The following is a 13,163-nucleotide window of genomic DNA, read 5'->3' as shown; positions in this document are numbered from 1 at the left end:
GACAGGATCAGTCGGTGACGGCCACGAACTCGTTCGGAGTGACGTCGAGTTCGCTGCTGACGGTGACGTCACCGGTGGTCAGATCCACGGCGTGGATGCTGTCGGTGTCCGGTTCGGTGACGTAGGCGGTGTCGCCGGTGATGGAGATGCCGGGGTGTGCGTCCTGGTACTCGCTGGGGCCTTCCCACTCACCGATGACAGGGTAGGAAGCGGTGAACTCGCGCGTCTCGGGATCGAAGACGTGCAGGGCGCCGTCGGTTCCGATGATGTAGGCCTTGTCGTCGGGTCCACGGGAGACCCCGCGCCAGGTGTACCCGGCACCGTCGGGCATCTGGACGACGTCCAGCGTCTTCGCCACGGTGTCGATGACGGTGACCGCCTGCAGCAGTGAGCCTTCCGCGTCTGCGTCGTTCTTGTAGTCGCCGACGACCAAGGGGCTGGTCTCGCTGACGTACGCGTTGCCCGTACGCCCGTAGGGCTGGTCCGGAGCGTCGAGCTTGGTGATCTCGCCCTTGTCGTAGACCAGGACACCGTTCTCGCAGCCGAATACGACGATCTCGTTCTGTGCCGTTCCCTCGCCGTGGACGCCGGGGCACTGATCGTTGCGCGCGATGACCGCACCGGCGGCATCGCGCACCTCGATACCGGTGCGTCCGTTGGCATTACCAACGGTGGTGAGGAACGTGCCGTCCTCGAGAACGACCGAGACTCCGTGATGCGCCTCCACACCGGGAATGCTCTCCACCTCGGGGAGACCGTCGCTCGACTCCAGTGCTGCCGTGTCGAAGATCGTGGTGTCGCTGGTACCGTCGGCGTACAAGATTGTCTTGCCGCCGTGCCGGACGACATGGCCCGCCTTCTCCGCCTCGAAGACCGTGTCCGTGAGCTGTGGTGCGTCCGTGGTGCCCGCGGCGGTGTCGAGTACTTGGAAGCCCTTGCTCGTGGTCACCATGACGTTGCGCCCGTCGCCGGCGAGGTTGAGGCGTGTGTAGTCCTCGGAGTCGAAGTCCGCGACGGTCTCGAGGGTGGCGGCGTCCAGCACCTGTACGCCGCCGTCGTAGGAGACCGCGACACGAGGGCCGGCCTGCATCGCTGCGGTGGTGCTCGTGGTGGAGTCGGCGGCGGTCGTGGTTCCGGAGGAGCACGCCGCGAGAGTGACGACCGCGCCGAGCGCGAGCACAGTGGAGCCTGCCCGCCGGAAGTGATTGAGACGCATGTGAATCCTTTTCTGTGTGGGAACGATACCGATCAGGGGGAGAGGCCGGCGGCGATGCGTTCGGTGTTGACGCGCATCATCGTCAGATAGTCGGGGGCGCCGCCGTCGGGACCGGTGAGCGACTCGGTGAACAACTGCACGACGTCCACGCTGATGTCGGCTTCACTGGCGAGTGCCTGAACGAGTCGGTCGGGCGAGGACGATTCTGCGAAGACGGTGCGGACACCGGTGGAGTCGACGGCATCGACGAGATCGGACAGGTCGGACGCCGACGGTGCGGCGAGGGTGGTGCCGCCGGGAATGACCGCCCCGACGACCTCGAAATCGAAACGGTCAGCGAGGTAACCGAAGACATGGTGGTTGGTGACGAGCGCACGCCGTTCGTCGGGGATCGCGGCGAACAAGGCGGACATCTCCTCGTCGAGACTCTGCAGCTGTCCGCGGTACTCGGCCGCTCGTGTCGACATGGTGGCCGGATCCACTCCGTCGAGATCGCCGAGCACCGGTTCCAAGGCATCGACGACGGCGATCATGCGGGCAGGATCGGTCCAGAAGTGGGAGTCCGGGCTGCCCGCCGCGTCGCCCTCCCGGTAGTCGAGCACGTCGATGACGTCCCCGGCGACGAACGTCGGAACCTTCTCTGCGGCTGCGGCGTCGAGATGCTGCTGTAGTCCCTCCTCCAATCCCAGCCCGTTCGAGACGACGAGGTCCGCCGAGCGCAGACGCGCGCCCTCCTGCGCGGAGATCTCGAACGAGTGTGGGTCGGCGTTCGGCTTCATCAGCGTCACGACCTCTGCCTCGTCGCCGACGAGTTCCTCGACGACGTCGCCGAGGATGTTCGTGGAGACCATGACCACCGGACGGTCGTCGGCTGTCGCCGAACATCCAGCGAGAAGGGCCACCACAGCCACTGCCGCCGCGGCCAGGAGACTGCCCGTCCGGTGTCCTCGCATCATCAGCGTCCCGTCTCGGCCGTGAAGGCCGGTTCGGACGCGGTCTCGAACGTGCGGGAGACGCGGGCGTCGTCGGCGTAGTCGATCTCGTACAGCTTCCGTTCGGTGGGCGCGCTGAGGTAGGCGCGCTGCTGGTCGGCGATCAGAGTGGGTGTCTCACCGGCGGCCTGTGATGCGGCGACGAGCGCGCCCGTCTCGGCAACGACCGAACCGTCGGCTCCGTCCAGCACGAACACGCGGCCGTCGGCCGAGAGGCTGAGAAGATGGTCGTCGCTGTCGTCGACCGCCGACACATGCGTCAAGCGAGTGGGAGCGGGAAGGAGCGTCCACGACCTCTGGCGGGTGTCGAGTAACCAGATGCCCTGATCGCCGGCGAGGCCGGCGACGGTGGGGCGGCCCTCGCGATTGTCGAACGACGTTGCGGGAGGGGCGGACACGTCAGTCGGGTACGGGATCTTTTCCACTGCGAGTTCGTCTCCGGTGGCGGACGCGAGCAGCGCGCCGTCGGAGCAGCCGATCACGGTGCCGACACGCGTGGTGATGGTGCCGGCGGCGTCGGGGCACGACTCGACGAGACCGGTGCGCTTTCCGTCCGAGGTGTGTCCGACGACTGTCCGTGAGGGGCCGACCCCGTCGGTGACGAGGGCGAACGATCCGACGGGCACGACCATGCCGTCTCCCGGCGGGTTCTGCAGACGGAACGACTCGGAGATCTCGCCCTTCGACAACGCCGCGGTGTCGAGCAGGACGGCGTCGCCGGAGTCGGGGAAGTAGAGCCCGGTTCCGCCCGAGGTGGATTGATTCGACGTGGCCACGGTCGCGTCGCCGGCGCCCTCGACGGTGCCGAGGAGCCGGGGTTCGGCGCGGTAGTAGTGGAAGTGGTCGACGTGGTCCCAGGTCCAGACGCCACTGTCCACGATCTCGATTCCCGCGTCCGTCCCGGCGAACAGGTAGCGTCCGTCGGTGCTCATCGCCTCGGGTGCACCGATGGTGCCGAGGTCGGACACCGATTCGTCCAGTAGGTCCAGGTGCGAGATCGAGCCGGTGGGGTCGATGGTCGTGAGGCCGAGTCGTGGCTCGGCGAGTTCCGCGGCGTCGGCGATCGCTCCGTGGCCTTCGGCGGGTACCTCGTCGGCGGGGATCGTCGGAGCCTGCTCGGTGGAGCACGCGGTCAGGCCGACGACGAGGGCGAGAGCGATGGTCGTGATGTGGTGTCGCACAGTGTCCTTTCGGGTGGATCGGGTCAGCCGGTGTCAGACGGAGAGCGCCGGCGCTGATGTCGTGCGTCCGATCGACGCGGTCGCCGCCCTTGCCGCCACCGACAGGCCCGACAGCGCGATCGCCGTCGCGGCGACCGTGGCGCCGGCCGCCGTGGCCGCGTGCCACGAGATGAGCAGACCGACGAACACCGACAGCACACCGATCGAGGCGGCCGCCACCATTCGAGTCGGTATCCGAGTGGTCCACTGCCCGGCGGCGACGGCAGGTGCGAGCAGGAGTCCGACGACCAGAAGCGAGCCGACAGCCTGGTAGGAGGCCACGACAGCAAGCGTCACCAGGGCGACCAGAGCAGCCTGCGCCGCGCGGGGAGCAAGGCCCAGTACCGACGCGATGCGGGGATCGAGTGCGAGCGCCACCAACGAGCGGTGGAAGCCCGCGGCCACCGTCATGCCGACCACCACAGCGACGGCCAGGAGTGCGATGTCCACGGACGTGATGGCCAGTATGTCTCCGAACAGGATGGACGTGGCATCGGTGGCGAAGCTTCCCGAATGGGAGATGATGATGACTCCCAGTGCCAGCATCGAGACGAACAGCATGCCGATGCTCGTGTCGTAGGAGAGGGATCCGCGACGCTGGAGCGCAGCGATGCCGAGGCTCATCACGACCGCGCTGAGCGCGCCGCCCACCAGCGCGGGCGCCCCCAGGACCGTCGCCAGGGCGACCCCGGGCAACATCCCGTGCGCGAGGGCTTCTCCCAGAAAAGCCATGCCGCGGATGACGACCCACGTACCGACGACCCCGCACAGCACCGCCACGAGTGCGCCCCCGACGAGGGCACGTTGCACGAAGGCGAGCGAGAAGGGCTCGATGAGCGCCTGAAATGTCACGCTTGGGATCGTAACGATAGTGATAATGGTTTCCAAAATCGTTAAGGTGGGTCCATGAGCCAGATCGACACGACCCGACTCGCTGCTCGGCTGCGCAGTGCCCGCGTGGAGTTCGACGGACACGTGGCCATCGACGGAGTCGACCTCGATGTCGTCGCGGGAGAGGTGACGGCGATCGCAGGTCCGAACGGTGCCGGCAAATCCACACTGCTGGAGATGATCGCGGGAACGCGTGCGCTGACGTCCGGCACCCGAGTCGCGACGCGGGCACTAGGATTCGTTCCACAGCGCGCGGCGGTCCCGGACCGACTGCCGGTGACGGTGCGGGACGTCGCGACAGTCGGCGTCTGGGGCGGGAGGCGGGCGTGGCGCCGTCTCGGTGCCGAGTCTCGCCGTGTCGTCGACGACGCGCTCGATCGCCTCGGTATCAGCGAGCTCGCAGACAGGCCCTTCTCCGCGTTGTCAGGCGGTCAGAGACAGCGGGCGTTGCTCGCGCAGGGCCTTGCGCGTCGCGCTGATCTTCTGCTTCTCGACGAACCCACGACGGGTCTGGACGCGACGAGCGGGGATCGCATTCGGGACGTCATGAGGGCTGAAGCCCGGCGCGGCGTGGCAGTCGCCTGCGTGTCTCACGATCCGCTCGTGATCGACATGGCCGATCGGGTCGTGAAGCTCGAGGCGGGGCGGGTGGTCCGCTGATGGGCGTTCGAGTGTCACCGATCGACCGTGGATGCCGAACGGGTCATCGATTGTGGACTGTCGCCCCCGTCCACCGGGGTCGGAAGTCCACGACCGCTACGACTCAGGAGGGGCTCTGCTGCTTGTGGTTCCGACGGTCGACACGTGCTGCAACCCCCGCTGCGACGACGGCCGCGCACATCGCCACCACGACCGCGAGTACCGAGCGGGAACCCACGGTCCCGGGGTCGAGAACGAGAATCCGGTCGGCACTACCCGTCCATCCGAACTCGTACGGACGGTCCGGAGGAGCGGACAGTGTGACGACGGCGAGCGTGGTCGGGATCAGCAGGCCCACGGAAGTGATCGTCGGATCGGACGGTCGGGACGACAGTAGCGAATAGACGATGGCAGCAGGCAGGACCACGGCATACCCGACGGTGGACACGAGGCCGTACGGGAACAGAGCCGACGCGCAGACGAGCGCGAGGATGCAGCAGCCCACCGGAGTGGAGGGTGCCCACCGCGCTGCGAGGGCGCCGACGGTGAAGCCGGCGATCGCGAGGAGAACGAGCCACCACGCGTTCCACACCATTCCTCCGACGAAGGTGCAGGCCACGGCAAGCCCTGCGCACAAGAATGCACCGCTGTCCGCGGAACCGATGGCTGCCCCGACGATCACGACGACCGTCGCTGCCGCGGCCACTGTCCACTGACCGACGGACGCACTGTAGTCACCGAGGAGCGCGTACACGACCCACAGCAGACCGACCGCAGCGGCCATGCGCCAGTGCACAGTTCGGGGACCACGGGTCACGACGTGCGGCATCGAGATCGTGCTCGCGAGTAGCACTGCGGTCACCACGAGCACCGGGATCGGCACGACCGGCTCGGGGAAGAATGCGTCGCCCGGCAGACTCACCGACCATCGGAAGTGGTCCGGATACTGCTGCGCAACGAGTGGGGAGAAGCGGTAGGCCGATGCGGCTCCGAGAGCCAGAGCGACGAATGCGGTGCGACTGGTGTGGGCCAGTGTCACCGCCGTGACGAGGATCAGTCCGGATCCGACACCGGCCACAGTCACGGACCACGCCGTGGAGATGTCGACCGCCGCCGGCGTTGCCAGGACGGCGGTGCCCGCCGCGCCGACACCGGTGATCAAGCCCCGCCGCGAGTGAGTGAACGCCACACGGACAGCCGTCAATACCACCACGACTGCGACGACGCCGGCCCACGCGGGACTGAGGAACACAGAGCTGACAGGAGAGTCGCGCTCTGCCACCATCAGATCGGTGGGCGGGGTGGACATCACCGCGAGACACGCTGTGAAGGCGCCCGTTCCGGCGGCGGCGCTCGCCCGAGGGTCGTACTGTCGCCACTGCACGGCGACCAAACTACCGCGGTGACACACGGAGGCAGCGATGAGTACCGACCACGAGCAGCCGGACGACCCACGCGCCCACTGGCGCGTTCTGCCGCAGACGGTGTCACCGACAGACGACGGAGTGCAGACGCAGACGACGCAGGTCGATCTCGATGTGCCGCCGTCGTTCGATCCGATTCAGGGAATGGTGCGCACGTACCGCTGACGACGGCCGCTGCCGCCGGCCGACTCAGTCCCGGCGACCCACCACCGGGTTGAGCTCGGACTCCGCGAGTCCGCCGGGCTCGATGCCGGGGAGGAACTCGCGCCACGTGCCGCTGATCAGGGTCGGCGATTCCACGACACGGGTGCCGTCGGCGAAGTACGTGGTGGCGAGTGCTCGACGCGGCTGCGTCGTCCGGTTCGGGCCTGCGGTGTGGAAGCACAGCGCGGAATGGAACGACACGTCTCCCACCGCGAACGGCTCCGCTTCCACCGCGACGTCGCGCTGGAGGAAGCGTTGGGTGACGGCCTCGTCGTACGACGTGCCGACCTTGTCGAACTCCAGATCGGCGACCTCGTCCAACACGTCCCGGCCGCGGGCGAAGGACAGCGGACCCATCCGGCCCGGGATGGCCGACATCGGCATCCACGCGGTGACGGCGTCGGTGGTCTGCAGGGGGAAGTGTTCGGCGTCGTGATGCCACGGCGTGCGCCCGCAGCCGGGCTCCTTGGACAGCGCATTGTCGTGGTACAGGCGAACTCCGGGCACGTCGAGCAGTGCCGCAGCCAGACCGCCGATGCGGGGCGAGAGCGCCACGGTGCGCATCAGATCGTCGTGGAGCCACATCTGCTCGAGCGCGGTGAATCGCCCGGCGACGTCGTCACCGTGCTCCGCGCGCAGCAACTCCTCGAGTCGCTCGGCGAGGCGGCGCACCACCGCCGGCGACAGCACTGCGGGCAGTCGCACGAAAGCCTGCCGTGCGAAGGCCTCGACGGAAGCGGGATCGAGGGCGTAGGGCTCGGCCAGCTCGCGCTCGATCTGCTCGTCCGTGGCGGCCTCGACATCGGGCAGGCCGGGACCCTCGACCAGTTCGGCGGGCGCCGCATCGTTCGCGGCCAGGGTGACGTACCAGTCCCACCAGTCCTGATCGTCGCCTGCCCAGTCCTGATCGATACCGCCGTCCCGGTTCTGTTCGGGCAGGCGATCATTGGTGGTCGAGTCGTTCAGAGCCACAGCAGCGCCGCCTCGTGCGAGAAGGTGTAGGAACCGGACGCGTCGCGGCAGGAGGCCAGGTACTCGCCCAGCACCGGAGCGGCTTCCATCTCCTCCAGCGACACCGAGTCGTCGAACGCGCAGCGCTGGAGAAACCCTTCGGCGATGCCACGGTCGGAGGTACCGGTCGTGTAGGTGACGCGCTGATCGCGTACGTCCGCGCCGGCTCGTGTCAGTGCGTCGCGCACCTGCTCGGCGGTCGTGTACGGCGTCGCCTCGCGCACCCCGGCGCGGAAGGCGTCGTAGAACGCGAGGTAGTGCGAGGCCGCCGTGGCCTGTGCGATCAGGCCCAGGCCTCCGGGAGCCAGTGCGGCCACGAATCGTTCTGCCGCAGCGTTCAATTCGTCCGGCGGCAGTGCGTAGAGAGCGTGGGTGGCCCAGACGACGTCGTAGCCGGCGTGATCCGCGGGGAGGTCCTGCAGGGTCATCACCAGGTCGTGCCGGGCCGCGAACGGCGCGCCGAGCGCGCCGCGTGCCTCGGCGACGGAGAACGCGGACGGGTCGAGAAGGTCGTAGGCCAGCTCGGGAACCGCCGACAGGTCTGTGTAGCGGCGCAGCGCGGTGGGGAACTTTCCGCTGCCGCACGCCACGTCGAGCAGCGACCAGCCCTCGTGCGCGCGGTCGCCGAGGAGCGTCGGCCAGTCGGCGGCCAACGCCAGCTGCCGGTAGTCCTCGGTCGCGAGAGCGTAGAACGCCTCCATGCCCGTGCGACCGGCTTCGCTCCAGTGCTCGAGGCTGCGCTCTGCTGTGTCTCCGCTGCTCATGTCACTCCTCCTGAAAGGAGCCGACCGCAACACACCGGATGAGGCGTCGTGATTGACTCGTATCTGATGTCCAACATAGCTGCGCCACCGCCCACCGAGCTCGCCGCAGTGCTTCTCGACGGTGTGCGCGCCGTGCGGCGGGGAGCTCCGGCCCTGGCCGGCCTCGAACCCGACTCCTACGCCCGCCTGCATTCCGCTTTCGAACTGCTCTCCGATCAGCGCGATCTGATCGCCGAGCACCTTGCCGGCAGGCTGGGTACCAGGGGGGACGGACCGATCTCGGTGCTGTCCGTGGGATGCGGTGACGGCGTGCTGGACGTCCGTCTCGCCGCCGGTCTGGTGTTGGCGGTGCCAGGGCGCCCCGTGCGGTACGTCGGAATCGATCCGTGGATCGGCAGTGTCGAGCGCTTCACCGCCACGATGGCCGCGCTGGGTGCCGACGAGCTGAGTGCCGACGGCCACGTGGCGTCGTTCGGTGACTCCCCGGTGGACGACGAGACCTTCGACGTCGTGATGTTCGTGCACTCGATGTACTACGTCGCCGACGTCGGGGCGACCCTGCGCGCTGCTCTCGCGCTGCTACGTCCCGGCGGCGAACTGTGGGTGGCCGTCGCACCGTCGGCCGAGCTGAACGCGCTGGTGGGAGTTCTCGCACCGCCGCTCAAGGGTCATCGACAGTGGTTCAGCGGTGACGTCGGAGACGCCTTCGTCGACGCCGGGATCGTCGTCGACGACGTGGCCACTCTGCACGCGCTGGTCGATCTGGCGTCCGCGAGCGACGAGGTGCTCGACTTCGCGGTGCAGGCCAGGCTGACCCCCGATCTACAGGGCCCGGTGCGGGCCTACCTCGACGCGGTGTCGGTCCCCGGCGCGGACGGAGGCCTTCGAGTGCCGCATCCAGTGGACGTGTTCACCGCGTCCCGTCACTGACCCCGTCCCGCAGTGCGTCGTCGATCGTCTCGCCCACGGCAGCCGCGCCCACGGCGGTCATGATCGTGCCGGCATGATCGAGGCCGTCCAGTGCTCTGACGGACGTCAGCTCGAGAGCGTCGATGTCCTGCGGCGAGTACATCGGCGGAGACCCTGCCCCGACGCTCCACTGCGCGTGCAGGAATCGGATCGGCACCGTCAGGTCGCGGAACCGCGAGTCGCCGAAGAAGACGTCCGTGGCGTCCGCGACGACCGCATCGGTCGACAGCCGGATCGCACCGTCGGCCAGATCATGAGCGGCGTACTCCCGGAGGAGCGGATCGTCACGGTCCAGCAGCGGTAACGACGTCGACACCAGGAAGTCGAGGTAGTCGTCGAGGTCGTCCCATCGCTGCCGCGTTCGCGCGATCCTGTCCTCGAACACGGCTGCGACGGTGTCTCGGGTGAGACCGGCCGGCGGTTCCACCGGCACGCCTCCGTCGACGAGAACGAGACTCTTCGCTCTGGACGAGAACCGCGCTGCGAATTCGACAGCCGCGAATGCACCCATCGACATGCCGCACACGTGCACGGAGTCGAGTCCCAGGGCCTCGAGAACGGCGTCCAGATCGTCCGCGTGACGGGCGAGCGACGACGCGCCCGTGACGTCGACGCTGTCACCGCGGCCGCGGAGGTCCGGCGCGACGAGCGTCAGGTGTGGCGCCTCCGCGTGCAGCCAGTTCCACAGCATGCGCTGGCTGGACACCCCGTGGATCACGAGGATCGGATCGGAGCTGCCCGTGAGTGTCTCGACGGTGATGTGTCCGCCCGACACCGGTACTCGTTCGACGGTCATGGTGCAGACACTAGGAGGTCGGACCTCGTGATGACGGTGGAAGTACGTGCGCTGCACGTTTCGCTGTCCGATTCGGGTCACGGTTGTACCGTCGCAGAGTCACGAGGCCACGAGGGACGCACCTCGACGGCCACACACCGTCGAAGAAGGGGCCTCATGCCCGACACGTCACCGCGCAGGCACCACGAGATCGTCATCGTCGGCGGAGGCTTCTCCGGCCTGGGTACCGCTATCGCGCTCCGCAAGGCCGGTTTCGACGATCTTCTCATCGTCGACGACGGTGACGGTCCCGGCGGCACGTGGCAGTGGAACACCTATCCGGGCGTGGCGGTCGACATCCCGTCCTTCAGCTACCAGTTCTCGTTTGCTCAGCGATCCACCTGGTCGCGCAGCTACGCCCCCGGCCGCGAGTTGCGTGCCTACGCCGAGCAGATCGTCGACGAGTACGGCCTGGCGCCTCATCTGCAGTTCGGCACGCGCGTACACGGGGCCTCGTTCGATGCGCCGTCCGCGACGTGGTCGATCTCGACCAGCGCCGGCGACGTGACGGCACGCTGGTTGATCCACGCGGGCGGGCCGCTGAGCCAGCCCAAGCTCCCCGACATCGAGGGCATCGACACCTTCGAGGGCGCGACGATGCACACCAGCCGGTGGAACCACGAGGTCTCGCTGGCCGGTAAGCGGGTCGGCATCATCGGTACCGGCGCGACGGCGGTGCAGGTGGTCCCGGAGATCGCACCGGAGGTGGACCATCTGACGGTGTTTCAACGCACGCCCATCTGGTGCCTGCCGAAGCCGGACTTCCCGCTCGGCCGGATGGGACGCGCGAGTCTCGAGACAGTCCCCGGAGTCCGGCAGATCGCCCGCCTGGCGAGCCAGGCGTTCGTCGAGGCGACGTTCCCGGTGCTGGCGCACTTTCACAAGTGGGTTCCCGCCACCGCGGCTCTCCAGGTCGCCGCGCGTCGGTACATCGCCGCACAGGTACACGATCCGGCCACACGGGACGCCCTGACTCCGACCTACGCGCTCGGGTGCAAACGGCCGAGTTTCCACAACTCGTATCTCTCGACGTTCAACCGGGACAACGTCTCTCTGCAGACAACGTCCATCGAGGCGATCACGCCCGGCGGCATCCGCACGAGCGACGGCGTGCAGCACGAGCTCGACGTGTTGGTCCTCGCCACCGGATTCAAGGTCACCGACAGGGACGCACTGCCGACGTATCCGCTCACCTCCGCCGACGGCACCGATCTGGCGGAGCACTGGGACGCCGAGAGGTTCCACACCTATCAGGGCGTCGCGACGGCGGGCTTTCCGAACTTCTTCACCGTCTTCGGCCCCTACGGATACAACGGCGCCTCGTTCTTCACCCTGGTCGAGAACAGTGCCGCGCACATCGTGCGTGTCCTGACCGAGGCTCGTCGACGCCGGGCCACCTTCGCCGAGGTGACCTCGGCGGCGCAGGAGCAGTACATGAGCGCGATACTGGCACGTCGGTCGTGGCAGGTCTTCACCGATCCGACGTGTGCCGGCGCCAACAGCTACTACTTCACCGCGAACGGGGACGTGCCGTTCCGGGCGTCGACCACTCCCGAGGCGGCATGGCGCAGCCGCCGATTCCCCCTGGCCGACTACGCCTTCGGTGGACGGGCGGGCTGATCGCCGCCGAGGTCGAACTCAGCTCGCGCGCAGAGCCGCGACGACCGGCGCGAACATGGTGGTCTTGATCGCGCCGAGGGTGCCGCGGTCCTTGCCGGCAATGGGCGTGATCCGCTCGATCGCGGCACCGACGACCTCGTCGTCGGGGGCGATGGCGTCGACGAGTCTCGCGGCCAGTGCGTCGGCGCCGCCGTAACGGTGCCCCGTGGTCATCGCGACGACGGCGTCCTGCGGTGACAGCTTCGCCTGGATCAGCGCCGCCATGCCCGGGGTGAAAGGAATGTCGATGTCGACTTCGGGGAAGCAGTAGTAACCGCGGTCGGCTCGCATGGTGCGGAAGTCGTGCGCCAGAGCGAACATCGCGCCGGCGCCGAAGGCATGGCCGTTGACGGCGGCGACGGTGGGGAGCGGGAACGTCAGGATGCGGGCGAACAGAGCGTGCACGCGGCCGACGTACCAGTCGGCGCGCTCGCCGTTGGCCATGAGCCAGTCGAGGTCGAGTCCGTTGGAGTAGAACTTTCCGGTGCCGACGGTGACGAGTCCGCGGGCGTCGGCTTCGACCGTGTCGAGCTGGGCGCCGACGGTGTCGAGCCAGTCCGGGGAGAAGCGATTCTCGTCGTCCCCGAGGGTGAGGACGGCGATGCCGTCGCGGAGGTCGAGGGTGGCGGTCATGAGGAGGCCTTTCGTCTGGGCGGGGCGTGATCCGTGGTCGGTGGGGGCAGGGCGAGAATGCCGCGGACGGCGGCGGCGAGTCGTTCCCGGGCGGCGATGTCGGGTGATGTGTTGCCGCGCAGCAACAGTGCTGTCGGGAGCCCGACGACGCAGTCCTTGACGACGGCGACGCTCTCGCGATCGGCGCGGTTCCACAGGGCTCGGGAGAGTTGGACGAGCAGTGCGGCCAGTGTCTCGTCGAGGGTGCGCAGGTCTGCGGCGACCTCGTCGGGCAGGTCGTCGGTGCCCAACAGCTCTCGCCGCGAGACCGTCATGAGAAACCGTGCTGCGACGGGTGATTCGGCAAGGAAGGCAGCCGGTGCGTCTGCGGCTGCCACGACGGCCCGGACGGCGGAGTCACGTCCGGGTCGGTGCTCGAGTGCCGTGGTCACCGCATCGTTCTGCAGAGTGAGCATCCGACGTGCGTCACGGACCCACACTCGTCCGAGGAGGCCCGCTCGTGACCCGAACGCGTGATAGATGGCGCCGTTGGAGATCGAGGTGCGCTCCGACATCGCGCGGATCGTGACGGCGGAGGCGCCGGAGTCGACCGCCAGCGACTCGGCGGCGTCCATCAGCGCGTCGAGGTCGTGGAGGCGGGGGCGAGGCACCACCGAACCATACCAGAGCATGTGCTCTGTTACGGCACGGTGGTCGCCGGCGGGCT

Annotated in this window: 14 protein-coding genes; 4 read left to right on the top strand and 10 right to left on the bottom strand. The window is 68.3% G+C overall.

The genetic code is table 11. The features are described 5' to 3' along the window. Positions 1-7 precede the first annotated feature (7 nt). Genes aztD through aztB form a run of 4 tightly spaced genes read right to left on the bottom strand, consistent with a single transcriptional unit; the run spans position 8 to position 4,280 of the window. A complete protein-coding gene (gene aztD / locus HQ312_RS10350) occupies positions 8-1,216 on the bottom strand; it encodes a zinc metallochaperone AztD (RefSeq protein ID WP_222638526.1) in 1,209 nt (402 codons plus the stop codon). A 32-nt stretch (positions 1,217-1,248) separates the two neighbouring features. Beyond that, entirely contained in the window at positions 1,249-2,172 is a 924-nt protein-coding gene (aztC, locus tag HQ312_RS10345) for a zinc ABC transporter substrate-binding protein AztC (RefSeq protein WP_308123863.1), read from the bottom strand. Continuing rightward, positions 2,172-3,389, bottom strand: a complete 1,218-nt coding sequence (locus HQ312_RS10340; RefSeq protein WP_222638525.1) for an ABC transporter — start codon at positions 3,387-3,389, stop codon at positions 2,172-2,174. Before HQ312_RS10340 ends, aztC begins: the two co-directional genes overlap by 1 nt. Before the next feature lie 33 nt (positions 3,390-3,422). Then, positions 3,423-4,280 carry a zinc ABC transporter permease AztB gene (gene aztB / locus HQ312_RS10335; protein ID WP_308115412.1) on the bottom strand — a complete coding sequence of 286 codons (858 nt, stop codon included), beginning with the start codon at positions 4,278-4,280 and terminating at the stop codon, positions 3,423-3,425. 54 nt (positions 4,281-4,334) lie between these two features. Between aztB and aztA the strand changes: the two genes are divergently transcribed. Next, on the top strand, positions 4,335-4,979 hold the full coding sequence (gene aztA / locus HQ312_RS10330) for a zinc ABC transporter ATP-binding protein AztA (protein WP_222638524.1): 645 nt from the start codon (positions 4,335-4,337) through the stop codon (positions 4,977-4,979). A 103-nt stretch (positions 4,980-5,082) separates the two neighbouring features. Here aztA and HQ312_RS10325 read toward each other — a convergent pair whose 3' ends face one another. Further along, positions 5,083-6,342, bottom strand: coding sequence for a hypothetical protein (locus HQ312_RS10325; RefSeq protein ID WP_222638523.1), 1,260 nt, complete (start codon positions 6,340-6,342; stop codon positions 5,083-5,085). 37 nt (positions 6,343-6,379) lie between these two features. On the opposite strand from HQ312_RS10325, the gene HQ312_RS10320 reads away from it, so the two are divergent. After that, positions 6,380-6,547 (top strand): hypothetical protein, encoded by a 168-nt coding sequence (locus HQ312_RS10320; protein ID WP_222638522.1) that lies wholly within the window; start codon positions 6,380-6,382, stop codon positions 6,545-6,547. Positions 6,548-6,571: 24 nt separating this feature from the next. Here HQ312_RS10320 and HQ312_RS10315 read toward each other — a convergent pair whose 3' ends face one another. Further along, positions 6,572-7,558, bottom strand: coding sequence for a phytanoyl-CoA dioxygenase family protein (locus HQ312_RS10315; protein ID WP_222638521.1), 987 nt, complete (start codon positions 7,556-7,558; stop codon positions 6,572-6,574). Beyond that, positions 7,549-8,361 (bottom strand): class I SAM-dependent methyltransferase, encoded by an 813-nt coding sequence (locus HQ312_RS10310; RefSeq protein ID WP_222638520.1) that lies wholly within the window; start codon positions 8,359-8,361, stop codon positions 7,549-7,551. The genes HQ312_RS10315 and HQ312_RS10310 overlap by 10 nt, the downstream gene beginning before the upstream one ends. 48 nt (positions 8,362-8,409) lie before the next feature. Here HQ312_RS10310 and HQ312_RS10305 point away from each other — a divergent pair, with 48 nt between their 5' ends. Then, complete coding sequence (locus HQ312_RS10305) at positions 8,410-9,291, top strand: bifunctional 2-polyprenyl-6-hydroxyphenol methylase/3-demethylubiquinol 3-O-methyltransferase UbiG (RefSeq protein ID WP_222638519.1); 882 nt, start codon at positions 8,410-8,412, stop codon at positions 9,289-9,291. On the opposite strand, the gene HQ312_RS10300 is transcribed toward HQ312_RS10305, so the two are convergent. Continuing rightward, entirely contained in the window at positions 9,272-10,126 is an 855-nt protein-coding gene (locus HQ312_RS10300) for an alpha/beta fold hydrolase (protein WP_222638518.1), read from the bottom strand. The genes HQ312_RS10305 and HQ312_RS10300 overlap by 20 nt on opposite strands. A gap of 156 nt (positions 10,127-10,282) precedes the next feature. On the opposite strand from HQ312_RS10300, the gene HQ312_RS10295 reads away from it, so the two are divergent. Then, positions 10,283-11,785, top strand: a complete 1,503-nt coding sequence (locus HQ312_RS10295; protein WP_056448723.1) for an NAD(P)/FAD-dependent oxidoreductase — start codon at positions 10,283-10,285, stop codon at positions 11,783-11,785. 18 nt (positions 11,786-11,803) lie between these two features. On the opposite strand, the gene HQ312_RS10290 is transcribed toward HQ312_RS10295, so the two are convergent. Together HQ312_RS10290 and HQ312_RS10285 are read right to left on the bottom strand one after the other, a co-directional pair. Beyond that, a complete protein-coding gene (locus HQ312_RS10290) occupies positions 11,804-12,457 on the bottom strand; it encodes an enoyl-CoA hydratase/isomerase family protein (protein WP_222638517.1) in 654 nt (217 codons plus the stop codon). Beyond that, positions 12,454-13,107, bottom strand: coding sequence for a helix-turn-helix domain-containing protein (locus HQ312_RS10285; RefSeq protein WP_308115820.1), 654 nt, complete (start codon positions 13,105-13,107; stop codon positions 12,454-12,456). Before HQ312_RS10285 ends, HQ312_RS10290 begins: the two co-directional genes overlap by 4 nt. Between the last annotated feature and the right edge of the window lie 56 nt (positions 13,108-13,163).

It is taken from the genome of Rhodococcus sp. BP-316 (genome assembly GCF_019836105.1).
Lineage (GTDB): Bacteria > Actinomycetota > Actinomycetes > Mycobacteriales > Mycobacteriaceae > Rhodococcoides.
The sequence above is the reverse complement of the archived record's forward strand: the minus strand, read 5'-3'. Positions and strand labels throughout refer to the sequence as shown.

What these genes read in the sequence shown, in the direction of transcription:
- aztD (WP_222638526.1), bottom strand. Translation starts at nt 1,216, where the DNA reads ATGCGTCTCAATCACTTCCGGCGGGCAGGCTCCACTGTGCTCGCGCTC.
- aztC (WP_308123863.1), bottom strand. Translation starts at nt 2,172, where the DNA reads ATGATGCGAGGACACCGGACGGGCAGTCTCCTGGCCGCGGCGGCAGTG.
- aztA (WP_222638524.1), top strand. Translation starts at nt 4,335, where the DNA reads ATGAGCCAGATCGACACGACCCGACTCGCTGCTCGGCTGCGCAGTGCC.
- HQ312_RS10320 (WP_222638522.1), top strand. Translation starts at nt 6,380, where the DNA reads ATGAGTACCGACCACGAGCAGCCGGACGACCCACGCGCCCACTGGCGC.
- HQ312_RS10310 (WP_222638520.1), bottom strand. Translation starts at nt 8,361, where the DNA reads ATGAGCAGCGGAGACACAGCAGAGCGCAGCCTCGAGCACTGGAGCGAA.
- HQ312_RS10300 (WP_222638518.1), bottom strand. Translation starts at nt 10,126, where the DNA reads ATGACCGTCGAACGAGTACCGGTGTCGGGCGGACACATCACCGTCGAG.
- HQ312_RS10295 (WP_056448723.1), top strand. Translation starts at nt 10,283, where the DNA reads ATGCCCGACACGTCACCGCGCAGGCACCACGAGATCGTCATCGTCGGC.
- HQ312_RS10290 (WP_222638517.1), bottom strand. Translation starts at nt 12,457, where the DNA reads ATGACCGCCACCCTCGACCTCCGCGACGGCATCGCCGTCCTCACCCTC.